Origin of the sequence: Desulfobacter vibrioformis DSM 8776, assembly GCF_000745975.1 — a bacterium.
GTDB lineage: Bacteria > Desulfobacterota > Desulfobacteria > Desulfobacterales > Desulfobacteraceae > Desulfobacter > Desulfobacter vibrioformis.
The window spans coordinates 82,448-105,923 of sequence record NZ_JQKJ01000018.1 but is presented as its reverse complement, the minus strand read 5'-3'; the positions used below and the strand labels follow the sequence as shown (position 1 = coordinate 105,923).

Below are 23,476 nucleotides of genomic sequence, written 5' to 3'. Positions count from 1 at the left end.
TTGCCGCTGGATACAATCAGCACGCCGGCGGCTATACCTATGGGGAAAAGCAAATCCCGCTCTATGCCCATGATCAGGTCTGAACGATGCAGTGACCGGTGTATTGCTATCCTTCGCATTAGATTAATGCCCCGCTGCCGAATGTGAACAGCGTATCTATGATTGGTTCCGCCAGGGCCAGCACGGATATGATGCAGACAACAACAAGAAAACCTTTTGTCATCCCGTCCAAATCATCTTTTTTGAACCACATCACAAAAGCCGCCGCCAGGATCATCAGTATGGCAACGGATTTGGCCCATGGCCCGCGCAAGGTTTCCATCAAGGTTTCTGCCGGTGTTTCAAATTCCGAAATTGTTGATGCAAACGCAGTATCAACAAAGGTGATAACGCCAAAAAAAAGAAAGGTTGGTACAAGTAACGGTAAGAATCTTTTCATTTCTAAAACTCCTCTTTAAATAACCAGGTGAATTGACAGGCCTATAATGATGCCGAAAAGCACGGCGATCACCATATTCAGCGGGTTTGTTTTTTTGTTCGCCTCCTTGAATTTTTCTGCAAGAATATCTTGCTGGTCAGAAAGTTTTCGTGAGTATTCTTCGGCCATAAGCTCACACACAGTTGCAACGATCCAGACAGGATCATTGTCACTCACTGTCATTTTGTGCCTTTTGGCTATTTCCGCCTGGATTTTGTTTTTCATTCCTGCTGTTCCCGGGCCTCAATGATCAGGCCGGATTCATCCAGGATGTTCCATATTTCATCCCTGGCTATTTTAAGCCGCTGTTTAGCCATGACGTTGAATTTGCCGGAATTGATTGCCTGGGCAAATGTCAGGCGGGATTTGAGCATCAGCTCCAGGTCATAGCCAAAGGTTTCTTTTTTATACGTGGGCAAAACAATGGTGGTGCCACCCAGATCTCGGTTGGCCTTTTCCAGTTTGTGGTTTTTAAATTCAATTTGACCGAAGAAAGGGTTTACCCATACGGTTATGGGGGTGTCCGGAAAACCTTCCATCAGGGAGGCAAGGCCCTGGATGGTATCACCCTCGGCCTGGCCGCCGGTGATCAAGGTATGCAGCGTCAGGTTGTGGCCGCTGTCTTTCAGGAATTCGGCAACATTGTTTTCTGATATGTACGCAGCCAGGGGAACAAATGTGCTGGCGCCGCTGTCAATGACAGCGAATGCCTCATCCGGCAGCTGAATTAATTTTTCTATCATCGTGTCAAATAACCGGCTGTTAATAGAATCCCCTTCCATGATCTCGATTTTTGTTGCTTTTAATGATGCATAAGCTGTCAGGGTTGCATTAACTGGATCAGCATCAAAACATCCGACCAACTGATCTCTATCAAGCAAATACTGACTTAACAGACTGGCTGTAAAACTTTTCCCAACACCGCCCTTACCTTGCAGGATCATATTTATAGCTGCCATTTTTTTTATCCTTTTAATTGGTTATGGATGCAGCTTGCTTTGCAGCATCCGGATTTATCGCCAAGGCACATGGCATACATGGTGCCCCAGGCTAACATTATGATTTTTTGAAAATCCTTTTTGGAAACTTTTGAAAAATCTTCAAACTGGTGAGTTTTTTTGAAATTATTAAACAAAGATTCATAATTTATTCTGTCATCATAATAGGCCATAAAATCAAACAGGCCCCTTAAAGGCTGTAATTCTTCCTCAGTACAAAGGTCTATAAAATCATTCTGCAGCATGTTCATGCCTGACCAGATGTATTCCATGGCGTTTTCATAGCTTGATGTGGTGATGCCTTTCAGGTTTGCTATCTGCATGTATGCACATAGTTCAGCTTCCAATTTTTCGGTGGTGGTGTTTTCGATCCATGCCCAGATAGAAATTAAACCTTTGAGGGCGAGCATCTTTTTTTCCGGAACAGCAGTCCGCTGAAACCGGGGGATCGCATCAGGAACCGGTTGCAGTTGGACAGTTTCCACCTGGATTTTTTTGGAATTGACAGCCTTTAACTGATCATATGCTTTTAATTGCGCGCCCCTGGCGGCCTGACTGCGTAGAATTTGCCCCATCATGCCGAGACCGGCCAAGGTGATCCCGTAGCCATCCTCTCTTGGACCGTGATCCGCAATATGGCCCATAGGGATAAAATTTTCTGCTTTGAATGCAGCGGGGATATCAAGATAATGGATTTTTGTTGCCAGGGCATTGTGGGGCTGGTCAATTTCCCGGGCCAGTTTCCAGCTTGAAATGCCGAACTCGCCGGTGGGCAATAAAACTGTCAGATCGCTGTCTATTGGTATTTGTAACGCGGCTTTTAAATATAATTTGTCTTTCTGAGCCCTTTCCATGGCGTTAAAAGCTTCAATGTATTTAATTTTCCACGCCATGGCTCTTTTGCCTGTAAAACCCATAACAAGCAAAACAAAACCATCACGGGTCATATTAAAAGCTGGTCGTTCCTCGCCTTTTGCATCGACATATTTAACGTCCTCAAAATTGAGGGCGTTAAAATCTTCTGGTATTTCGAGGTGTTGAATTGTTCGGATAATATTATCATGTCTTTTTTTGAAATGTTCTGCCACCATCATTGAGGAAACCGTAAGTTTTCCGTTTGTGGTTATAATATTGATTTTTTGTTTTTCTATTTCCATGTTCATCGTTAAACTCCCAAAAAAAATTAATGCTCTGTTTTAGGCTCCTCAAAACTGAGGAGTCTAAAATCAATAAATAATAAGAAATGCTTATTCTCCCTTCTTGATGAGGTTAAACGGTTTTTCATTTTCTTTTTCTTCCACAATAGAGTCAGTTGCATCTTCAATCGGGTACGGATCATTTGAATGGCTGAACTTACCCCGTATTTTTCTTGGGCTTTGACTTATGGGTTTTTCTTTTTTGAATTTTTTTTGACCGAAGGGAAACTTTTGATCGTGATTTTCCATTATTTTAGCCCAGGCCACATAAGACATATGAATTTTATCTTTTTCGATAAAATGATCGTATATGGTCTTTTTTGAATAACCTTGGGCCAACAAGGCCTTTGCTTCGTTATGGACAGCCAGATATTGACTTTTACATGAAGGCTTCATAACGCATCTTTTTTCTGTGTGAAAGGAAAGGGTTTGTGATAATTTTTTAATATTTTAGTCCAGGAATTATATGACATATGAATAACGCCTTTTTTTAAAAAATAATCATACACAGCTTTTATTGTATAACCCTGTTTAAGCAGGGTTTGGGTTTCATCATGGATAGCAAGGTACTGACTTTTACATGAGGGCTTAGGTCCATTTTCCATAATCTAACCATCTTCTTTCTTTCAAAAACTTTGATAGTCCCGGTATCCAGCGGCCGTTATCCCGCTGCCAGTCCCGGGACATCTTGTTTTTTTTAATGATTTGTAAAAGTTTTGATGTTTTTGGCAGTTCTCCGGCCTGAACAAGTTTTTTAAAATTCATCCAGGCTTGCCATTTCCCGGTTTGCCGGGGGTATTGATTTAAAATCACATCGAATTGTTTTTTAAGGGGCAAACTATTTAATTCAGCTTCCTGTTGCTGTTTTTCAGCCAGAATCCTTTCCTGCCGTTCTTTCTGCTGCTGCCGTTGAATTTGATCTTGCAGCTTTTGATCTTCATCTTTTTTCTTTTGGCGTTCTTCAGAAAAGACTTTAAAGATAAGGGTGTTAACGCCAAAAAAAGAAAAATTATCTCTGAGTGTTTGACCGTAATGTTTTTCGATTCTTTGTAACGCTACTTTGTTTGGCCCTGACAGAATTACACTGCCGTTCTCGATTTCGGCCTCCAGACAGGGAAGCATTTTAGCTGCTAAATTGAGTTGGTCTTTTTCGATAATACTCTCTCTGATTTTTGCCCAGGTTCCAGGCTCCTGGCGGTCTTGAACTGATTCTGAGGGGGGTAGGGGGGTAGTATTTATATATAATCTATCTAGGGTATAATCCGACAAATTACCGACATTTTGTTGATCCGCTTGTTGATCCACAGCATGACACTCCCGGGTGGTCTCCAGGTGGTCATTTTTTGTTAATTTTTGTTCGGTTTGAGGCTCAGTTTCTGGAACCGCTTCCGGCTGATCCGGCTTAGGTGTTTCAATCGGCTTTGGCTGCTGAGGGTTTGCTTTGCCAGTCCGTAATTCTCTGAATTTAGTGATTACAGGATGAGCAAGAAAATAATACACGGTCTGCGTCCAGCCATTGATTTCTTCTTTAACAGCGGTAATCAGCCCGGCTTCATTGAGGATCTTGATGTGTCTTTCAATGGTTCGGTAGCATACATTTGTCCGGTTGGCTAATGTTCCTATATTCACAAATGTATGGTCCTCACCAACCGCACATCTGACCAGCGCCTTAAAAGTTTTTTCGATCCCTGCAGTCATTTTTCCACCATCTTTTCTTTCGATTTTCCCAAACCACAAATCAAGGTCATTCGCATAACCATGCGATATAAAACTGTAATTCATATTTTCCTTTCGAGCCGAAAAAAGAAAATACTATACCTGTAAGCTTGACAAACTCTATTCGTTGAGTTAACTTCTCAATATGTAATTCATATTAAGAAGCCCAAGGCTTCTGGGAGATCCTTAATGGCGGCTACCATTAAGGATTTTCTTTTTTGGGCGGCTTATTAGCTTAAGATTGTCCCTCCGCTAATTTATCTAAAGGTTAAAAATAACCCTTTCTTTTCCCCCCTCTTCTCCCACCTCCAAGGTCTGATAATATATATTATGTTAACTTTTGTCTTTCTGGCGTTATGAGGGAATAGCATCAAGCCCTATTTCATCACATTATAATATAATGTCGCTATTTATAATCAATTCACTCTGTTTGGGCACTCTTTTTTGAAGACGCAGCCTTTGTGCGAGAAATTGCTTTGGCCGCAGCTTTAGGAGCAGGCTTGGCTTCAGGATCTGTGGCGTCTTCAGAGGTATCGCCCTGCTGTTTGGATGCAGCCTGTTTCTCAGGCGCTTTGCCTCGAATTTTGGAAATCTCCGAAGAAGAGACGCTTTTTTTCCGGGCAATCGAGGCTTTGGGAGAGACACCTCGCAAAATGGGCATCACCTCCTCGCGTTTTTCAGCGAACAAAAGGGAAATTTCCTCTTTGCGGGTTTCATCAAGATTGATATCAGAGCTTTCAAGAAAATCAAACAAATTGTCTGCAATATCAAGCATCTTGTCATAGGAATCTGCTTCTTTTTTTGTTGCAAATGTCATCTTTTTATCTCCATCCCTGACAACAATATATTGGACAATTACAGCCATTTTTTCTCCTTGAGAATAAAACTTCTTTAACAAAGGAAAGCGGTTCGTTTAAGCTTCATTCATATAGAAAAAACAGGGCTGGGTAAAGCTATTTTACTTTTTCCCAAGAGCAATATTCGGGGTACCCTATGGAATTAAATGGTGGCGACATCAAAAAAATTATCCCTTATTGACATTCAGCGGCAATTGAGGCATAAGAATGCAACCATGACGGACTACTATTTAAAGGGTTGGTAAATACACTGCCTTTCCAGATCGAAACAGATCAAAAATTAAAATTGTGTCGATCCGTCAAAAAAAATGATTTGGAACTCTGAAGAGTGCCAAAAAAGTTTATGCGCCCGTAGTGCAGTGGATAGCACGTCAGCCTCCGAAGCTGAAGATCGCTGGTTCGATTCCAGCCGGGCGTACCATCTATGATACCCATGCAACCATCCCATACAACAGGCCTGCGCATCGGACTGATTTCCTACCGGTCCAATCCCCATTGCGGAGGACAGGGTGTTTATATCCGCCATTTAAGCCATGCGTTGTCCGATCTTGGCCATCAGGTTGAGGTCATTGCCGGCCCCCCGGATCCCCTTCTGGTTAATCCCGGGGTCAATCTGACCATGCTCGACACCCTGGATTTGTACAACCCACAGGATCTGTTCAGGACACCACGGATTGAAGAGTTAAAGGACCCTGTCAACCTCATTGAATGGCTTGACATCTGCGCCATGGGATATCCTGAACCCATGACATTTGGCATGCGGGTGAAGCGCTACATCAAGGGCCGGACAAAAAGCTATGACATTATCCATGATAACCAAAGTCTTTCTTATGGTGTTTTATCCCTTGCCCGGGACCTGCCCGTAACCGCCACCATCCACCATCCCATGACCGTGGACCGCCGTCTGGCAGTCAAAGCGACTAGATCCTTTTATAAAAAGCTTAAAGCCCTGCGCTGGTACTCCTTTATTAGCATGCAAAAACGGGTTGCCCGGAGAATACCTGCCATGATCACGGTATCTGACAGTTCTAAAACAGATATATCCAAGGAATTTAAAATTCCCGCATCAAGATTAAAAACCGTTCCCAACGGCATTGATCTGGATAATTTTTTTCCCTTGGACCATGTAAAAAAAACCCGCGGGCGCCTGATTGTCACCAACAGTGCGGATACACCCTTAAAAGGTTTGTACCACCTGCTTTACGCATTTAAAGGGGTATTAAAGCACAGGGATGTCTCCTTGACGGTTATTGGCACGCCCAAAAAGGGCGGCGGCATAGAAAATCTGGTTAAAACCCTTGATCTTGGCCGCCATATAGACTTTACCGGCCGCATTGATCACCAGCGGTTTGTCCGGGAATATGCAAAAGCCCAGATTGCGGTGGTGCCCTCCATGTACGAAGGATTTGGCCTGCCGGTCGGGGAGGCCATGGCCTGCCGGGTACCGGTGATTTCCACCACTGGCGGGGCGTTGCCCGAAGTGGCGGGAGATGCAGCAAAACTTGTCCCCCCCGGGGATGCCAGGGCGCTTGAAAAGGCCATCATTGAACTGCTTGACGATGAAAAACAGCGTGAAGATCTGGCCTGCCGGGGATATGAACGGGTAACAACTGAATTTACCTGGGAAAAATGCGCCATGCGCACGGCTCAAGTCTACCGCGAGGTGATAAATGATTACCATGGACTTTAAACGTCTGGGCATTGCCCCCGGCAACCGGGTTCTGGATATCGGGTGCGGAGAGGGACGCCACACCATCAGGGCCTGCCGGGAATCCGGTACGGTCTGCATTGGTGCGGACTTCGGATTTGACAACCTGGTCACCACCAAAGGCAAACTTGAATTTCACCAGGCCATAGACGACCTGCCCTGCAGGCGTTGGGCGTTGTCCGCCATGGACATCACGGCGCTTCCCTTTAAAGACAACAGTTTTGATGTTGTGATCTGCTCGGAGGTTCTGGAACATATCCCGGATGACAATAGAGCCGTCTCAGAACTGATCCGTATTGTCAAACCGGGTAAAATGCTGGCTGTCAGCGTCCCCCGGGCCTGGCCCGAGTGGATCTGCTGGAAGCTGTCGGATGAATATCACACCGCCGACATGGGCCATGTAAGAATCTACAATAAAAAAGAGATTATTGGAAAAATCCGGAACAACGGCCTGGATTACCTGGGTTGTCACTATGCCCACAGCATCCACAGCCCCTATTGGTGGCTTAAATGTCTTGTGGGTCCCACCCGCACGGATTCAGTTGCCGTAAATCTCTTTCACAGGCTTCTGGTATGGGATCTGATGAAAAAACCGGCACTGACCACCTTTATCGACCGCCTGCTTAACCCGGTGCTTGGAAAAAGCCTGGTGTTATATTTCAGAAAACATTTTAAAAAAATTTGAGTGCATATGCCCAGGCCCGTATTTGGACGCAAGGTTACCTAAAAGTACCAGGCCAGGGTACCGATCAGCATATCAAGTCCATCGTTGGGTTCTTTGAAACCAGCATTGGAATAATGCATGTAACGGACATTAATATCCATATTTTGAATCCTGACCCCGACCCCGATCCTGTCTTCAAACTGAAAATTTGAGGACATATGCCTGTCATTGATCGTATAATCGTCCAGATAGCCAACACCAATCCCCGCCTCTATATATGGATACCAGGTCGCATTTCCTGCATCAAAGACATATTGGAAGACCGGAGAAAAAGCAATTGCATTGATAACATCATCCCCGCCGTGTTCCCAGCGGTTGTATGACAGTTCAAAGTAGCCCCGGACATAACCGGTTTTGTTCCCAAGCCATTTCACATCCCATTGTTTCAACAGCCCTGCACGATAAATATCAATACAATCCGAACTGTACGAACTTTGACCGTATCCCAATGAAACGCCCCATCCCCCTAAGCCGGAGAGGTCTTGGGCCGCGGCACAGGTACTTATACAAAGAAAACAAATTAACAAAAGCAGAACTCTTTTCATATTTGCCCTTTTTTGCGAAATACTTTCTGACACCGGCAAAAAGCGTTACCGGCAGCGTTGGTTTAAAAGTTAAATGCCAAAGTGGATACACCATTTTCTCAAAAAAATAAACATTTGCCATAAATTTTTCTTGATGAAAAACCATCAGGATCAATGATGTCCCACGAACAGAACAAAAGCCCTAAACACGGCAACTTTCATTCGGAAATCAAAGCAGGTTTACCCTTGACATAAAATTGGGGGAAGTTTATATCCTTCTAACAATTGCGCAAATTAACCCGTTGACATTTTATAAATAAAGATTAATACACATTGAAACAGACCATAAAAAAAAACCGTAATCAACTTCTGGAAAGCTGGTTTCATGCCACCATCAATACCTATCCTGAAGAATCTGCAAGGGTTTTAGGCAAAAAATCCGATCGTTTTGACAATCCTGTGGGCGCTGTCACCCGGGAATCCCTTGAAGATGTTTTAACTCTTGTTACAGAAAGTTTCGGCAGGGAAGGTCTTGAAAAAGCCCTGGATCCAGTCATTCGGATCCGCGCCGTTCAGGCATTTAACCCTGCAGATGCCGTAAGTTTTGTATTTGCATTAAAGGAAATCGGTGAAAGCGTCATTGAAAAGGCAGATATAATCAAGTTTTATCGCCTGGTAGATGAAATTGCCCTGGCCGCTTTTAACCGGTACATGAAATGTAGAGAGGATATTTTCCTTTTAAAGGCAACGGAAAGCAAACGACGCATCCATCACGCCTTTGAAAGGGCAGGTTTAGTAGCGGAGCTGTCAGAGGGCGACCTCTTAGGCTCCAAAAAATCTTAACATGTATGGCGCGATATTGGCGGGCCATACATAAAATAATGAGGTGGTTATAACATGAATCAAAGGTACTTGATCCCCCTTACTGCTGTCTTTCTGCTCTTCCTGTTGGCTTATACAGGGGTTGAGGGACTCGGGCTTCAGGTCGTCTTTGGTGTACTGATTCCGTATCTGGCAGTCGCCGCATTCCTGATTGGCTTTGTAATTAAGGTCAAGGGGTGGGCAGCGTCTGCTGTGCCGTTCAGGATTCCGACAACCTGCGGCCAGCAGAAATCTTTGCCATGGATTAAACAGAACACCATTGACAACCCGAACACATCTGCCGGCGTTTTTGTAAGAATGCTCCTGGAAATATTTGCTTTCAGGTCATTGTTCAGAAATACAAAAGCGGCATTTAACCGGCATGCGTCCAACAGACTCTCCTATTCCTGGGAAATTTTTCTTTGGGTAGGCGCGCTTGCATTCCATTACGCATTCCTGGTGGTTCTTCTCAGGCACTTAAGATTTTTCACTGCGCCAGTTCCCGGGTGTATCCAGCTTATAGAATACCTGGACGGCATTGTTCAGGTTGGTCTTCCCGGGCTGTTCATTTCCGGGCCGGTGCTTTTACTGGCAGCGCTCTTTCTTTTAAGCCGCAGAGTGTTAGATGCAAAAGTCAGCTACATCTCCCAGGCTGCTGATTATTTCCCCTTGTTTTTGATCATCGGCATTGCCATCACCGGTATTGCCATGCGCTATTTCACCAAGGTGGATATCATCGGCATCAAGGAACTGACCATGGGACTGGCTACCTTCCATCCCCACATCCCTGAAGAAGTCGGCGGACTGTTCTACGGCCATCTTTTCCTTGTGAGCATTCTGTTTGCTTATTTTCCAATGAGCAAGCTGATGCACATGGGCGGCATATTCTTAAGCCCCACCCGGAACATGGCGAACAACACCCGGGCCAAACGGCATGTTAACCCCTGGAACTATGATGTGCCCATCCATACGTATGAACAGTATGAGGACCACTTCAGAGACAAAATGATTGAAGCCGGCCTGCCGGTGGATAAAAAGGAGTGATAGATGGCTGACGAACTTACACCGGATGAAGCATTAGACAAAATTGACTATCGTCCCCGGTCTAGCTCCGAGCCCCGCAACTGGCTGGACACCACAAAATCCGTTCAGATCCGGCCGGGCATGTACTGCTATGCGGCCAAACCGGAAAGTGTGGAGACCTTGGGCCTTCCCAATGCCAGGGCATGGAATCCCACGGACGAAGACTGGAAGCTGCCGGAGAACTGGCAGGAAATTCTTCACAACGGAATCAAGGAGCGGCTGGAGCGCTTTCGTACCTTTAAAATTTTCATGGACGTATGCGTACGTTGCGGAGCCTGTGCAGATAAATGCCATTTCTTTTTAGGGACCGGCGATCCCAAGAACATGCCGGTATTGCGGGCTGAATTGCTGCGGTCCATTTACCGTAACGACTTCACCCTGGCCGGCAAGATCCTGAAAAAGCTCCCAGGGGGCCAGCGTCTTTTAGGCGCCAGGGATCTGACCCTGGATGCACTTAAAGAGATGTGGTACTACTTTTTCCAATGTACTGAATGCCGCCGCTGTTCAGTGTTTTGTCCCTACGGCATTGATACGGCTGAAATCACCATCATGGGCCGTGAGCTGCTCAATCTGATCGGATTAAACATCGACTGGATTGCAACGCCTGTTTCCAACTGCTACCAGACCGGTAACCACTTGGGCATTCAGCCCCATGCCTTCAAGGACATGCTTGATTTCTTTGTTGAAGACATTGAAGAGATCACCGGCGTGAATTGTGCCCCGCAGTACCAGAAAAAAGGGGCGGACATTCTCTTTGTTACCCCCTCCGGCGACGTATTTGCCGATCCCGGCACTTACACCTGTCAGGGGTATCTGATCCTGTTCAAGTACCTCAAGGAAAAATACGGACTGGATGTTACCTGGTCCACCTATGCGTCCGAAGGCGGCAACTTTGGTTTCTTTACCTCCCATGAAACCATGAAACGCCTCAACGCCAAAATGTACGCCGAAGCCAGACGTCTCGGCGTTAAATGGATCCTGGGCGGTGAGTGCGGTCACATGTGGCGGGTTATCCACCAGTACATGGACACCATGAACGGCCCTGCCGACTTTATGGAAGTTCCTGTGAACCCCATCACCGGTACCCGGTTTGATAATGCCGCCTCCACCAAGATGGTGCATATCACCGAGTTCACCGCAGATCTGATCAAGCACGGCAAGCTCGAACTTGACAAGAGCCGCAATGCCAACCGCATCATGACCTTCCATGATTCCTGCAACCCTGCCAGGGGCATGGGGCTTCTGGAAGAACCCCGGTATGTCATTAAAGCCTGCGTGGATCAGTTCTATGAAATGCCGCCCAACACCATCCGCGAGCAGACTTTTTGCTGCGGTTCCGGTGCCGGGCTCAATGCCGGTGAAAACATGGAATTGAGAATGGCAGGGGCACTGCCCCGGGCCAATGCACTGAAATATGTCCATGAAAAATTCGGGGTTAACACCCTTGGAACCATCTGTGCCATCGACCGCGCCGCCCTCTCCACCCTGTGCGAATACTGGGTTCCTGAATGCGAGGTGGCCGGTGTTCACGAACTTGTGGGCAATGCGTTGATTCTGCCGGGTGAAAAGGAAAGAACCGAGGATCTGAGAATGGAACCCCTGCCCGGGGTAGAGGAGGAATAAGATGAGTAAAAACACGATTATGGCAGGACTTGCAGTATTTGTACTCGCCGTTCTTTCTCCGTTCTGGTTCAACCTGATCACAACCACACAGGCAGCACCTAAACCAGAACTTTTGGGAAAGGCCGCAACAGCCAAGAAATGTGTTCTGGACAAATATAACATGCGTGCAGAACATATGTACCTGCTGGATGTGTGGCGGAACTCTGTGGTGCGCCTTGGGGACCGCAAATACACCGGAACCAACGGCCAAACCTTTAACATGAGCCTCTCCACAGGTGAAAACTCCTGCCTGGGATGCCATGAAGATAAAGCGAAATTCTGTGACAGCTGCCACAACTATGCCTCTGTGAGCCCCTATTGCTGGGATTGTCACACCAACCCCAAGGAGATCAAATGATGATAAAGAGCAGAAGAAGCTTTCTTAAAGTAGCGGGTATTGCTGCCATTGGAATGGGTGCTGCTCCGGTAATGAATCTTGCCGCATCAGAATCCCACGGCAATGCCGGGCCTGAAATCACAAAAAATGAAGAATCCCTTCATGCTAAACGCTGGGGTATGGTTATTGACACCTCCAAGTTGACCGAAGAAGTTGCTGAAGCTGTCAACAAAGCCTGTCACAAGGCCCACAACGTACCGGATTTCACCATTACTCCGGACCCGGAAAAGTATCCTCATGCCCGCACGATCAGGGATGGACAGGAAATTAAATGGATCTGGCCTGAACATTTCCACTATGCCTTTCCGGATAAGGAAGATGAATTTTTAGCTGAAAAATTCCATGATCTTCCCTTTCTTGTGACCTGCAACCATTGCAAAAATGCGCCCTGTGTCCAGGCATGCCCCACCCAGGCGACCTTCAAGCGGGAAGACGGCATCGTCATCATGGACTACCACCGCTGCATCGGCTGCCGCTTCTGCATGGCAGCCTGTCCCTACGGTTCCAGAAATTTCAACTTCATGGATCCGAGGCCCTTCATTGAAGAGACAGCCCCGGGTTTTCCCACCCGTACCAAGGGTGTAGTTGAAAAATGCAACCTGTGCGCCGAACGTCTGGCCAAAGGTGAGCAGCCCCATTGTGTGGAAGCAAGCGAAGGCGCCATCGTTGTCGGAGACCTGGAAGATCCTGAATCTAAAATCAGACATCTCCTGGCCGAACATTATACAATCAGACGTAAACAATCCCTGGGTACCGAACCCAGTGTTTACTACATCGTTTAAGAGAGGCGACTATGCTTGAGATAGCTTTTAAAGGAAGTAAAAAATATTGGTTGTGGATCGTCCTTTTGCTCGCTGTCATCGGCGCAGGCGCCATTGCCTACGTTGATCAGTTCCTGAACGGTCTGATGATTACAGGAATGAGCCGGGACGTCTCCTGGGGATTTTATATTGCCAACTTCACCTTTCTTGTGGGTGTTGCCGCAGGTGGTGTTATGGTGGTCATCCCCTATTATCTACATGATTATGAACGGTTCCACCGGATCACCATTTTAGGTGAATTCCTGGCGGTTGCCTGCCTGATTATGTGCCTGTTGTTCATCGTCGTGGATTTAGGGCAACCCACCCGCATGTTGAACGTACTCTTGTACCCCACCCCCCACTCCATGCTTTTTTATGACATGATTGTTCTTAACGGGTATCTGTTTTTGAACATTGTTGTGGGCTGGAAGGTGCTTGAAGCGGAAAGAAATCAGGTGGAACCCGTGTGGTGGACCAAACCCCTTGTTTTGGTATCCATCCCCTTTGCCATCGGCATCCATACGGTAACCGCTTACCTGTACTGCGGTCTACCCGGACGCGGTTTCTGGCTGACGGCCATCCTGGCCCCCAGATTCCTGGCATCTGCCTTTGCGGCAGGTCCTGCGTTCCTGATTATCCTTTGCTACATCATCAGAAAATTCACCAAGTTTGATCCGGGCTGGGAAGCCATGCAGACCTTGTCAAAAATTGTCTGCTACGCCATTATCGCCAACCTGTTCTTCTTTGCATGTGAATGTTTCGTGGTTTACTACTCCGGTATCCCCAGCCATCTGGCCCATACCCAGTACCTGCTGTTCGGTCTGCACGGACACAACATGATGGTGCCCTGGATGTGGAGTTCCCTCGGTCTCATGGGGTTAGGCGCCATTTTCCTGTTGATTCCCAAACTGAGAAACAATCATGCCCTGTTGCCTGTCACCTGTGCCATGATCTTTTTCGGTGCCTGGATTGACAAGGCCCTTGGCATGATCGCCGGAGGGTTTGTCCCCTCTCCGTTACACCATGTGACCGAATATGCCCCTACCCTCCAGGAAGGGATCATTGCCCTGGGTGTATACGGTGCCGGCCTTTTTGTACTGACCATCCTGTACAAACTTGCCACCACGGTTAAAGAAGAGGTTCGCGGATAGCTTAAAAACGTTTATCTGTAATATTTAACTGAATATCATAAGGGGGGACTTTTTCATAAAAGCCCCCCCTTTTTATTTGTAAAGGAAACACCTTTGGGTTTATCTGTTTTTCAAAACCTCATTGTTACATCGGATGCCCCTGTGGAAAAACTGAAAAACAGAATCCTGGCTGCCCTTTTCTCCCAAAACACAGGCCAGCTTAAAGTACTGCTCGATCATGCCGCAGAAATAGCCAAAAATCCGGAACTTGGAGAAACAGATGAAAAGTATCTGCGCCAGGCCCAGACCGCACTTATCCGGCACAAGCACCAGCTTGACACAAACCCTGACCTGAAAAGACAGATAAAACATCTTCGACGTCTGCTGGCAGAAAAAGTACGTCGAGCTGAACCCGGCCACATGGGATATGACGCGTGGAAAAATTGCCTGAACCTTCTCCCCTGGCAGCACCCTTATGTATTCAGTGAAGCCATTACCTTCCAGATGACGTCGGGCTGTTCCAATTTCTGCCGACGCTGCAATGAATGGGCGCTTCCAAAAGTCAGGCGTCATTTCAGCTTTGACGCGGTGAATACTTTTATTCAAAATTTTCTGGAACAGGGAAACAGGGACCTGGCCCTTTACGGCGGATCAGACCCTCTTGACTGGTGTGATTTGCCCCATGACATCACCCATGTGCTTAACCGCCTTGAAGGGCCCTGCCGGTTCAGCCTGCTGACAAAAATACCAAATGGAAAGGGAGAACTTGCAAAAGCGCTGATAACGGCTGGCATCCCCATGTCTGTCAGCCTGACCAACCGCAACCGGGACAAAATCAGCCTTCTTGAAATGCAGATGGAACAGCCTTTTACCAAACAACATGCCACTGCCGATCTTTTAATTCCAGCGGGTCTGGATGAAGACTTTTCCACGGTCAAGCCCTCCATTACAGACAGCTACGGCACTGAAATCTCCCCGGACGGATGTTTTGCCGTGATCCCGGCATTTACCAGTGCACTGCACCCCTTTGGCCATAAAAAAATCAGGATCACGGCCCAAAGTGCGTTCATCCCCAGAAAAAAAATAGGCCGCCCTGCCCTTTTAGTGGATTATTTCAAACCCCTTGAAGTGGTCACCGAACAGGGGGTTTCCATTTTACCTGCCCTTCTTGATGTTCAGGTGGAAAATATCCTTTTTGACAATGGCCGGGATGAACTGACCCCGCCGGGCATGAGAAGCATCAGGGAATATTTTGATGTGTTTTCGGACAAGGCACGGCGCAAAAGAAAGCACCTGACCCCTTCGGTGGTCAAACGGATAAAAAACAGGTATCTGAACACCATCCGGTTCCATGACCTTTGCCCCCAAAAGCAGACTGCCCTGAAAAACGAAATCCTTGACCACGTTCGGTTTACAAGAAAAGATATCGTTGCACAGGCGATGACGTGCAGTATCTCTTTTTTCCTTGCCGCCATTCATGCCTATATTCAGGAGCAGCCCATAAACTGCCGAATTATCCGGCAGTTGACCCTGCAGGAATATACGGACCTTGCAGCGCTATTTCAGGATACGGACCCAATGTTGCCCATTGCCCAAAGGCTTGAAAGTCCGGACACCGATCCATGGCTGCTGTTCCGGTATCATGCCCTAAGCCTGGTTCACAAAGGGCTTACAAAGCAGGTAGACCAGTTTATCCAGGGTTGTCCTGGCATTTTTCACCCGGAAAAGGACCGGTTTATTCCCGCGGCTTTAGGCCAATGCTCAAAAAAATAAGGTTATCCAACTTACCGTTTTTTTAAATGCATATATCCGCTATCTGAAATGCAGTATTTCCCCCATTGTTCGACGATTCTTTGAGGTGTTAAATTCGCTATAATCCCATGGGCCGCAAGCCCACAACGGATAATAAAACTAAAGACACCAACAATGCGGGCTAAAAGGGGCGCCCCAGGCGCTTTTCCCTCTTGTTTCCTGTATCTTGTCGCTAGTTTTTTATAAAATTTACAGCAAACGTATAGTTACTGGATTCCATGAAGCTCAAGCTATTTCTTTAAGCCACCAATAAAACAAGGATAACCATGCAAAAAAGATTTACAAAGGGGCTTTTGTGACAAAAAAAAAACAAATTAAAATTTTAATTGTTGATGACCACAAGGCTTTGCGAGACGGACTCAAGGTTATTTTACAGATGGAGCCTGATTTTTTGATCATAGAAGAAGCAGAAGATGGAAAACAGGCCATAAAATATGCACAAACCCTTGCCCCGGATGTCATCATTATGGATATCGACCTAGGGGAAATGCATGGCATTCAGGTGACCGAGCAGATTTTGGATAACCAGCCGGATATTTGTGTCATTGGATTTTCCATGCACGAGGATCCGGATCTTGCCAGGGCCATGCACAAGGCTGGTGCAACGGCGTATTTAAGTAAAAGCGATTCCCCTGACCAATTGATTTGTGCCATACGCAGTTGCGGTCACAAAGGCGAAAAGGAATGAACGTCAGGCTAAAAATCCGTACAACCAGATAAGGAGAAAAGACAATGGGAATTAAAAACGGCAACCCCGAAACCTTTAATACATCGGATTTTATGGATGAAATAAGGATCAAAGATCAAACCTGTTCATTTTATAACCTCAATTTTTTGGAATCAAAAGCCGGGATTCCGCTTGCCCGGTTACCGTTTTCCATACGGGTATTGGTGGAAAACCTTTTAAGAAAAGTGGCGAGTGGCGAGGCAAAGGCCAAAGATGTCCTGGCCGCGGCCCAATGGCAGCCAAGCTATGATGATTCCGTTGAAATTCCATTTTATCCGGCACGGGTGCTGATGCAGGATTTTACTGGTGTACCTGCGGTGGTGGATTTGGCAGCCATGCGAGATGCCATGGCTGCGGCAGGAAAGGACCCGGCACTGGTCAATCCCTTGATTCCGGTGGAGTTGATTGTGGATCATTCCGTACAGGTCGATTTTAACGGCACCCAGGCATGCCGGCAAAAGAATGTAGCCAAGGAGTATGAACGCAACGGGGAGCGCTATCGCCTTTTAAAATGGGCACAAAAAAGCTTTGATAATTTCCGGGTGGTCCCGCCCAACTCCGGGATCTGCCATCAGGTTAACCTGGAGTATCTGGGAAGATGCGCCATGCGGGAAAAGACCCAGACCCATGATCTGCTGTTTGCTGATACCCTGGTGGGAACCGATTCCCACACCCCCATGATAAACAGCATTGGTGTGCTGGGTTGGGGGGTTGGGGGGATTGAAGCCGAAGCCGTTATGCTGGGTCAACCATACTTTATGCCGCTACCACAGGTGATTGGCGTGGAGTTGACCGGAAGGCTCAATCCCGGGGTCACGGCCACGGATATGGTATTGACCGTCACCAACCGCTTACGGCAAATGAACGTGGTGGAAAAATTTGTGGAATTTTACGGTTCCGGGCTAAAAAACCTTAAAGTGCCAGATCGGGCCACAATAGCCAATATGTCGCCGGAATACGGGGCGACCATGGGGTTTTTTCCCATAGATGAACAAACCATCGACTATTTCAGGATAACCAACCGGGGGGAACAAGGAGAAGTCGTCGAGGCCTGGGCTAAAGCCTGCGGCCTGTTTCGCAATGATGGTGATATACCTGAATTCAGCGACTCCCTCAAAATTGATCTGACGGAGATCGTTCCCTGCCTTGCAGGACCGGCAAGGCCCCAGGACCTGGTAAAGCTCGGCGATCTTAAAACCAATTTTTCAGGTCTTTTGGATGCGACAGCCCCTGAAAATAAACAGATTAATATCCGCCTTAACGATACCCCGGCGCAAATCGGAAACGGCAGCGTGGTGATTGCCGCCATCACATCGTGTACAAATACGTCCAATCCTTACGTGCTTCTGGGTGCAGGATTACTCGCCAGAAATGCCGTAAAAAAAGGCATATTTCCCAAACCCCATGTCAAGACCTCATTTGCACCGGGGTCCAAGGTGGTCGTGGATTATCTATCCGATGCTGGCCTGATGCCTTACTTAGAAAGCTTGGGGTTCCATGTAGCAGCCTTTGGATGCACCACCTGTATTGGTAACAGCGGGCCGTTACATCCGGAAATTGAAAAACAGATAAAAGAAAAGGATCTGGCCGTGGCTGCGGTTCTGTCCGGGAACCGCAATTTTGAAGCCCGTATCCACCAGTTGACCAAGGCAAATTTTCTGGCATCACCCATGCTGGTGGTGGCCTTTGCCCTCTGCGGTCGGGTGGATGTGAATCTGGAGAAAGAGCCTGTGGCCCTGGATCCCAATGGCGAGCCGGTCTACCTCAAGGAGATCTGGCCCGGGGACGACGAAATAGAAGATCTGGTTCACAGGCATGTAAAAAAAGAGGATTTTCAAAATCAATACGAACAGATTTTTCAAGGGGACAATTTCTGGAAAGCGCTCGACATCACCCAGTCGGTCACCTTTAGCTGGGACCCGGAATCGACTTATATTCGCAATCCGCCATATTTTGAGAATTTTTCACTGTCCCCCAAATCCCTCGAAAATTTTGAAGACGCCCGGGCACTTATGACCTTAGGGGATTCTGTGACCACCGATCACATTTCACCGGCCGGTGCCATCCCGGAACATTACCCTGCCGGGATTTATCTTAAGGAACAAGGTATTGACGCGGACTCGTTTAATTCCTACGGCGCCAGAAGGGGAAACCATGAAGTGATGATGCGGGGAACCTTTGGCAATATCCGAATTAAAAATCAGATGGTCACTCCCAAAGAAGGCAGTTTTACCAAAGAATTTCCCCAGGGAGGAACCGGGTTTGTGTTTGATGTGGCCAAATCCTACGGGCAGCATCAGGTGCCGCTGATCGTGCTGGCCGGTAAGGAATACGGCACCGGGTCTTCAAGGGACTGGGCTGCCAAAGGATCTGCGCTGCTTGGTGTTCGTGCTGTCATTGCCCGGTCTTACGAGCGTATCCACCGCAGCAACCTTGTGGGTATGGGCGTTCTGCCGCTCCAGTTCCTTGACGGCGACGGGTGGCAGGAACTGGGGCTTGATGGGTCTGAACTTTTTTCCGTCAAGGGGATGGCACAATTAACCCCGCACAAGGAACTGCAGGTGACCGCCCAAAAAGCAGACGGCAGCGAAGTGACGTTTAAGGCCATTGCCCGCCTGGATACGGATATTGATGTCGAGTACATGATACACGGCGGCATTTTACCGTACGTTTTGCGAAAATTAATACAAAACGCCTGATAAGGAGAACTTTATAATGGATATAACCATACTAATCGGCGGCGCCGCCGGCCAGGGCATCCAGACCATTGGTGCCCTTTTGGCAAAGGCCTGCTGCAAAGCCGGGTATTTTGCCATGGCTGTCAACGATTTTGAGTCCCGGGTTCGAGGAGGGCACAGCTTTTTCCAAATCCGGATCAGCAATAAACCGGTCTATTCCCCCCAAAAAACCGTTGATCTTCTGATTGCACTGGATCAAAACACCTGGCAGACCCATAAGCAGTCGCTTTCCGAAAAAAGTGTTGTGCTGGCAGATGAGGATTTTTCAACCACCGGCCAAGTTGTGCCCGTGGCATTTGAACAACTTGCCAAAGAGATTGGCTCAAAGCTGTTTGTCAACACAGTGGCTGCGGCGGCAGGACTCAGGATTTTGGGTGCCGACCTCGGGACGGTTCAGTCCGTCATCAAAGACCATTTCAGCACCCTTAAACCAGAGTTGCTGGAAAAAAACCTGGATGCGGCCCAAAAGGGATTTGAAAAAGTAGCGGATGTATCTTTTGAACAACAGCCCCTGACAGACCCGTCCGTTCCCAAAGGCAACCTTATTTCCTGTGCCAAGGCCATTGCACTGGGTGCGGTTGCCGCTGACTGCCGGGTGGGGGCGTTTTACCCCATGAGTCCTGCCACAGGCATTATGCAGCATTTGACGGAACTAAGTAAACGACTGGACCTGGTGGTGGAACAGGCTGAAGATGAAATTGCAGCGGCAAACATCGTGATTGGCGCCTCCTTTGCCGGAGCACGGGCCATGACGGCAACCTCCGGAGGCGGGTTCTGTCTGATGACCGAGGCCCTAGGGCTTGCCGGTATGACCGAAACCCCCATGGTGATTGTCAACGCCATGCGGCCCGGACCGTCTACCGGACTTCCCACACGAACTGCCCAGGGAGATCTGCGGTTTGCCATCCATGCATCCCAGGATGATTTTCCAAGATTTGTATTTGCGCCGGGAACACCGGAACAAGCGTTTGAACAGACCCGCAAAGCATTTCACCTGTCTGAGAAATACCAGGTACCTGCCATTATCCTGGTTGACCAATACCTGATGGATGCCCTGTTTATGCTGGAAAAACCCTTCTCAATTGATACGCATGTGGAACGCTTTATTGTGGCGGATGAAGACATGCCGGATCCGAAAAATTACGAACGGTTTGCTTTCACGGATTCAGGCGTATCGCCTAGGGCTTTGCCATGCAGAGGCGACGCCCTTGTCAAGGTGTCCAGTGATGAACACCGGCCGGACGGGCATATTACCGAAAATATCGACATTCGCAACGCCATGATGGAAAAACGCCATGCCAAACTGCCCGCCATGATCGATGAACTGGATGAACCGGCCGCCGTTAATCCGGAAGCACGTACCATTTTAATCGGCTGGGGGTCCAGTGCCGGGGCCATAAAAGAGGCCACAAAACGTTTGCGTGACAAGGGCCTGGATATCGGCTGCCTGCTGTTTTCCCATATATGGCCGTTTCCTGCGACTGCTGTTGGAAAGGTGCTTCAAAATAATCCTGACAGACAATATATCTGCGTTGAAATGAATGCAGGTGCCCAGTTTGCCGGGATTTTAAAGGAATACACAGACATCGTTTTTTCCGGATATGTACTCAAGTATGACGGCAGGCCGTTTACAGCCGCTTTTATAGAAGATGCACTCAAAGAAAAGGAGCTTGCCTGACATGTCAGATAAAGAACTTTATGAATCCGCCTATAAAAACCAGTGGTGCCCGGGGTGCGGCAACTTCGGTATCCTTGAAGCCATGAAAGATGCCTTTGGCAAACTCAATATTGCGCCGGAAAAGCTACTCATCGTCTCCGGTATCGGCCAGGCTGCCAAAACACCCCATTTTATGAAATGCAATTTTCTGCACGGCATCCATGGGCGGGCACTCTCCCTGGCGCTGGGGGCAAAGATCGCCAACCAGGATTTGAATATTGTGGTCAATTCGGGGGACGGGGACTGTTACGGTGAAGGCGGCAACCATTTTATCCATGCGGTACGCCGGAATGCGGATATGACGCTTTTAGTACATGACAACCGAATTTACGGCCTGACCAAGGGCCAGGCATCTCCGACATCGGCCCGGGGCATGACCACGCCCATGCAGCCTGACGGCGTGATTGCAGAACCTTTAAACGGCCCGGCTCTGGCCCTGACCATGGGAGCCGGATTTGTGGCCCGGGGGTTTTCCGGAAATGTACAGCATTTGAGCAGTCTTATCCAGGCGGCGGTTCAATATAAGGGATTCAGCGTGATCGATATTTTTCAACCCTGTGTCACCTTCAACCGGGTCAATACAGCCCAATGGTACAAAGAACGGATATATGAATTGGATAATACCGACAGCCGGGATGATTTTCACCAGGCCATGAAACTGGCCTTCGAAACAGGGGACCGGATACCTGTCGGCATTTTGTATGCCAAAAAGAAACAAGAGTTTATCTCACAGATTAAAACCCTGGAAAAAGGGCCGCTCATTGACAGGCCTTATGATCCGGACAGGTTGGGAAAAACGGCACAAGAATATATTTTGTCATAATAAAAAAGGAAAATACAATGGCAGATTTAACTAAAGAAGAGAGAAGAGACAATGTGATCCGCGCATTGAACCAGGCAAGAGCCATGGAGCTTCAGGCCATCAGCCAGTACATGAACCAGCATTACAATCTTGACGACATGGACTTTGGGGAACTGGCAGGAAAAGTCAAGCTGATCGCCATTGACGAGATGCGGCATGCAGAGATGTTTGCCGAACGGATCAAGGAACTTGGCGGAGAACCAACATCCGAACTGGCCGACAAAATCAGCAAAGGCCAGAAAATAGAACAAATTTTCCCCTTTGATACCAATCTGGAAGATAACACCATTGATACATACAACCATTTTCTGGAGGTCTGTCGGCAAAACGGCGACAGCATTACCATGAAAATTTTTGAAACCATTATTGATGAAGAGCAGATTCATCTGAACTATTTTGATAATATCGGCGGCCATATTGAAAATTTAGGGGACGCTTACCTGGCCCGAATTGCCGGGACCTCATCAGCCACCGGTCTTGGAACCAGCGGATTTGCCGTTTCCGGAGAACAAGCATAACAAAGATAAATATTCCGGATAACGCAACGGGGTGGTTGTATAGCACAGACCACCCCGTTTTTTCCAAGGCCAGGCACGGATTCTTTATTTGGATAAATATCCCCTGAACTCAAACCCGTGTTAGAACAAAAGGTTGCCCAGATGCAAGGCACGATGGGTGATTTTTTGTTCTAACACTGAATAATATTATTTTATTTGGTATATTCAAACAGGCGTGGTATATCAGTAATTAACAGGCATGAGATTCTGACTGTGTTGCAATATCCTTAAAATTCAAGATGTTCAATTCAAGGTGTTCAATGAGTTCAAAAATAAAAAAAATTGTCATTGCTGAAGATAATACCCTGCTGCGTGAAGGGCTGTGTTTGATGATTGATTCGGATCCGGATCTTGAGGTAGTGGCCCAGGCCGCAGACGGGCTTTCTGCCATCGACACAACCCTTTCTCTCAAAGAGCCGCCGGACCTGGTCATGATGGATCTGTCCATGCCTAAAATGGACGGCGTATCGGCCATCAAAGAGATCAAACGCCAAAGACCCGATTCCAGAATCATGGCGTTAACGATTCACGATTCCGATGAATTTATTCTGGAGTGCTTTGATGCCGGCGTGTCAGGATACTGCCTGAAGGATTCATCCCAGGATGAGCTGTTAAAAGCCATCCATGTGGTTCTGTCCGGAAAAATTTATATCAGTCCCGGAATTACCGGGACCGTCATGGACGGTTTTCTGGACGGTCGCAGGAAACTTAAAAGCAAAACAGCCTGGGACAGTCTGACCCAGCGGGAGCGGGAGGTTCTCAAACTGGTAGCCGAAGGATATACCAGCAAAAAGGTGGCCGGATTCTTATGTATCAGCCCCAAAACCGTGGAGCGCCATCGCTCCAACATTATGAACAAGCTGAATCTGCACAATGTCTCCGAATTGACATCCTTTGCCATTGAAAAAAATCTGATCGGGAATTAGTTT

Annotated in this window: 24 protein-coding genes and 1 tRNA gene; 16 read left to right on the top strand and 9 right to left on the bottom strand. The window is 47.5% G+C overall.

All coding sequences use genetic code 11. The features are described from left to right. Window positions 1-118 precede the first annotated feature (118 nt). The 8 genes from Q366_RS12660 to Q366_RS12625 all read right to left on the bottom strand — a co-directional run bounded on the left by Q366_RS12660 (window position 119) and on the right by Q366_RS12625 (window position 5,253). Window positions 119-439: a TrbC/VirB2 family type IV secretion system protein gene (locus Q366_RS12660; RefSeq protein ID WP_004073544.1), complete on the bottom strand. Its 321-nt coding sequence runs from the start codon at window positions 437-439 to the stop codon at window positions 119-121. 15 nt (window positions 440-454) lie between these two features. After that, on the bottom strand, window positions 455-703 hold the full coding sequence (locus Q366_RS12655; RefSeq protein ID WP_004073543.1) for a hypothetical protein: 249 nt from the start codon (window positions 701-703) through the stop codon (window positions 455-457). Continuing rightward, a complete protein-coding gene (locus Q366_RS12650) occupies window positions 700-1,437 on the bottom strand; it encodes a nucleotide-binding protein (protein ID WP_035239456.1) in 738 nt (245 codons plus the stop codon). The genes Q366_RS12655 and Q366_RS12650 overlap by 4 nt, the downstream gene beginning before the upstream one ends. 5 nt (window positions 1,438-1,442) lie before the next feature. Continuing rightward, window positions 1,443-2,639, bottom strand: coding sequence for a Rha family transcriptional regulator (locus Q366_RS12645; protein ID WP_035239454.1), 1,197 nt, complete (start codon window positions 2,637-2,639; stop codon window positions 1,443-1,445). A gap of 84 nt (window positions 2,640-2,723) precedes the next feature. Continuing rightward, window positions 2,724-3,068, bottom strand: coding sequence for a TraK family protein (locus Q366_RS12640; protein ID WP_035239452.1), 345 nt, complete (start codon window positions 3,066-3,068; stop codon window positions 2,724-2,726). Beyond that, window positions 3,065-3,277, bottom strand: coding sequence for a TraK family protein (locus Q366_RS12635; protein WP_035239451.1), 213 nt, complete (start codon window positions 3,275-3,277; stop codon window positions 3,065-3,067). The genes Q366_RS12640 and Q366_RS12635 overlap by 4 nt, the downstream gene beginning before the upstream one ends. After that, on the bottom strand, window positions 3,261-4,454 hold the full coding sequence (locus Q366_RS12630; RefSeq protein ID WP_035239450.1) for a helix-turn-helix domain-containing protein: 1,194 nt from the start codon (window positions 4,452-4,454) through the stop codon (window positions 3,261-3,263). Before Q366_RS12630 ends, Q366_RS12635 begins: the two co-directional genes overlap by 17 nt. Window positions 4,455-4,809: 355 nt before the next feature. Continuing rightward, entirely contained in the window at window positions 4,810-5,253 is a 444-nt protein-coding gene (locus tag Q366_RS12625) for a YebG family protein (protein WP_035239448.1), read from the bottom strand. 337 nt (window positions 5,254-5,590) lie between these two features. Between Q366_RS12625 and Q366_RS12620 the strand changes: the two genes are divergently transcribed. The 3 genes from Q366_RS12620 to Q366_RS12610 all read left to right on the top strand — a co-directional run bounded on the left by Q366_RS12620 (window position 5,591) and on the right by Q366_RS12610 (window position 7,638). After that, a tRNA-Arg gene (locus Q366_RS12620) sits at window positions 5,591-5,666 on the top strand. 12 nt (window positions 5,667-5,678) lie between these two features. Then, window positions 5,679-6,935, top strand: coding sequence for a glycosyltransferase family 4 protein (locus tag Q366_RS12615; RefSeq protein WP_035239488.1), 1,257 nt, complete (start codon window positions 5,679-5,681; stop codon window positions 6,933-6,935). Next, window positions 6,916-7,638, top strand: a complete 723-nt coding sequence (locus Q366_RS12610; RefSeq protein ID WP_035239446.1) for a class I SAM-dependent methyltransferase — start codon at window positions 6,916-6,918, stop codon at window positions 7,636-7,638. Before Q366_RS12615 ends, Q366_RS12610 begins: the two co-directional genes overlap by 20 nt. A 38-nt stretch (window positions 7,639-7,676) precedes the next feature. Here the strand turns inward: Q366_RS12610 and Q366_RS12605 are convergent, their stop codons facing one another. Next, window positions 7,677-8,126, bottom strand: a complete 450-nt coding sequence (locus Q366_RS12605) for an acyloxyacyl hydrolase (RefSeq protein ID WP_483782858.1) — start codon at window positions 8,124-8,126, stop codon at window positions 7,677-7,679. A gap of 408 nt (window positions 8,127-8,534) precedes the next feature. On the opposite strand from Q366_RS12605, the gene Q366_RS12600 reads away from it, so the two are divergent. The 13 genes from Q366_RS12600 to Q366_RS12540 all read left to right on the top strand — a co-directional run bounded on the left by Q366_RS12600 (window position 8,535) and on the right by Q366_RS12540 (window position 23,473). Further along, entirely contained in the window at window positions 8,535-9,044 is a 510-nt protein-coding gene (locus Q366_RS12600) for an RsbRD N-terminal domain-containing protein (RefSeq protein WP_035239442.1), read from the top strand. A 54-nt stretch (window positions 9,045-9,098) separates the two neighbouring features. Beyond that, window positions 9,099-10,106, top strand: coding sequence for a sulfate reduction electron transfer complex DsrMKJOP subunit DsrM (gene dsrM / locus Q366_RS12595; RefSeq protein WP_035239439.1), 1,008 nt, complete (start codon window positions 9,099-9,101; stop codon window positions 10,104-10,106). Window positions 10,107-10,109: 3 nt separating this feature from the next. Next, complete coding sequence (dsrK, locus tag Q366_RS12590) at window positions 10,110-11,768, top strand: sulfate reduction electron transfer complex DsrMKJOP subunit DsrK (protein WP_035239436.1); 1,659 nt, start codon at window positions 10,110-10,112, stop codon at window positions 11,766-11,768. 1 nt (window position 11,769) lies between these two features. Further along, window positions 11,770-12,165, top strand: coding sequence for a sulfate reduction electron transfer complex DsrMKJOP subunit DsrJ (gene dsrJ / locus Q366_RS12585; protein WP_035239433.1), 396 nt, complete (start codon window positions 11,770-11,772; stop codon window positions 12,163-12,165). Beyond that, window positions 12,162-12,986, top strand: a complete 825-nt coding sequence (gene dsrO, locus Q366_RS12580; protein WP_035239430.1) for a sulfate reduction electron transfer complex DsrMKJOP subunit DsrO — start codon at window positions 12,162-12,164, stop codon at window positions 12,984-12,986. Before dsrJ ends, dsrO begins: the two co-directional genes overlap by 4 nt. An 11-nt stretch (window positions 12,987-12,997) precedes the next feature. Next, window positions 12,998-14,155 carry a sulfate reduction electron transfer complex DsrMKJOP subunit DsrP gene (dsrP, locus tag Q366_RS12575; RefSeq protein ID WP_035239428.1) on the top strand — a complete coding sequence of 386 codons (1,158 nt, stop codon included), beginning with the start codon at window positions 12,998-13,000 and terminating at the stop codon, window positions 14,153-14,155. A 93-nt stretch (window positions 14,156-14,248) separates the two neighbouring features. Then, window positions 14,249-15,907 (top strand): radical SAM family protein, encoded by a 1,659-nt coding sequence (locus Q366_RS21575; RefSeq protein WP_035239426.1) that lies wholly within the window; start codon window positions 14,249-14,251, stop codon window positions 15,905-15,907. A gap of 334 nt (window positions 15,908-16,241) precedes the next feature. Further along, a complete protein-coding gene (locus Q366_RS12565) occupies window positions 16,242-16,634 on the top strand; it encodes a response regulator (protein ID WP_051958025.1) in 393 nt (130 codons plus the stop codon). A 44-nt stretch (window positions 16,635-16,678) separates the two neighbouring features. Further along, entirely contained in the window at window positions 16,679-19,372 is a 2,694-nt protein-coding gene (gene acnA, locus Q366_RS12560) for an aconitate hydratase AcnA (RefSeq protein WP_084691817.1), read from the top strand. Between the two features lie 16 nt (window positions 19,373-19,388). After that, window positions 19,389-21,089 (top strand): 2-oxoacid:acceptor oxidoreductase subunit alpha, encoded by a 1,701-nt coding sequence (locus Q366_RS12555; RefSeq protein ID WP_035239424.1) that lies wholly within the window; start codon window positions 19,389-19,391, stop codon window positions 21,087-21,089. Window position 21,090: 1 nt separating this feature from the next. Then, the gene (locus Q366_RS12550) at window positions 21,091-21,951 is read left to right on the top strand and encodes a thiamine pyrophosphate-dependent enzyme (protein WP_035239422.1); all 861 of its coding nucleotides are present in this window, start codon (window positions 21,091-21,093) and stop codon (window positions 21,949-21,951) included. Between the two features lie 17 nt (window positions 21,952-21,968). Beyond that, window positions 21,969-22,508 carry a ferritin-like domain-containing protein gene (locus Q366_RS12545; RefSeq protein ID WP_035239421.1) on the top strand — a complete coding sequence of 180 codons (540 nt, stop codon included), beginning with the start codon at window positions 21,969-21,971 and terminating at the stop codon, window positions 22,506-22,508. Window positions 22,509-22,807: 299 nt separating this feature from the next. Next, window positions 22,808-23,473 (top strand): response regulator, encoded by a 666-nt coding sequence (locus Q366_RS12540; RefSeq protein WP_035239420.1) that lies wholly within the window; start codon window positions 22,808-22,810, stop codon window positions 23,471-23,473. Window positions 23,474-23,476 lie beyond the last annotated feature (3 nt).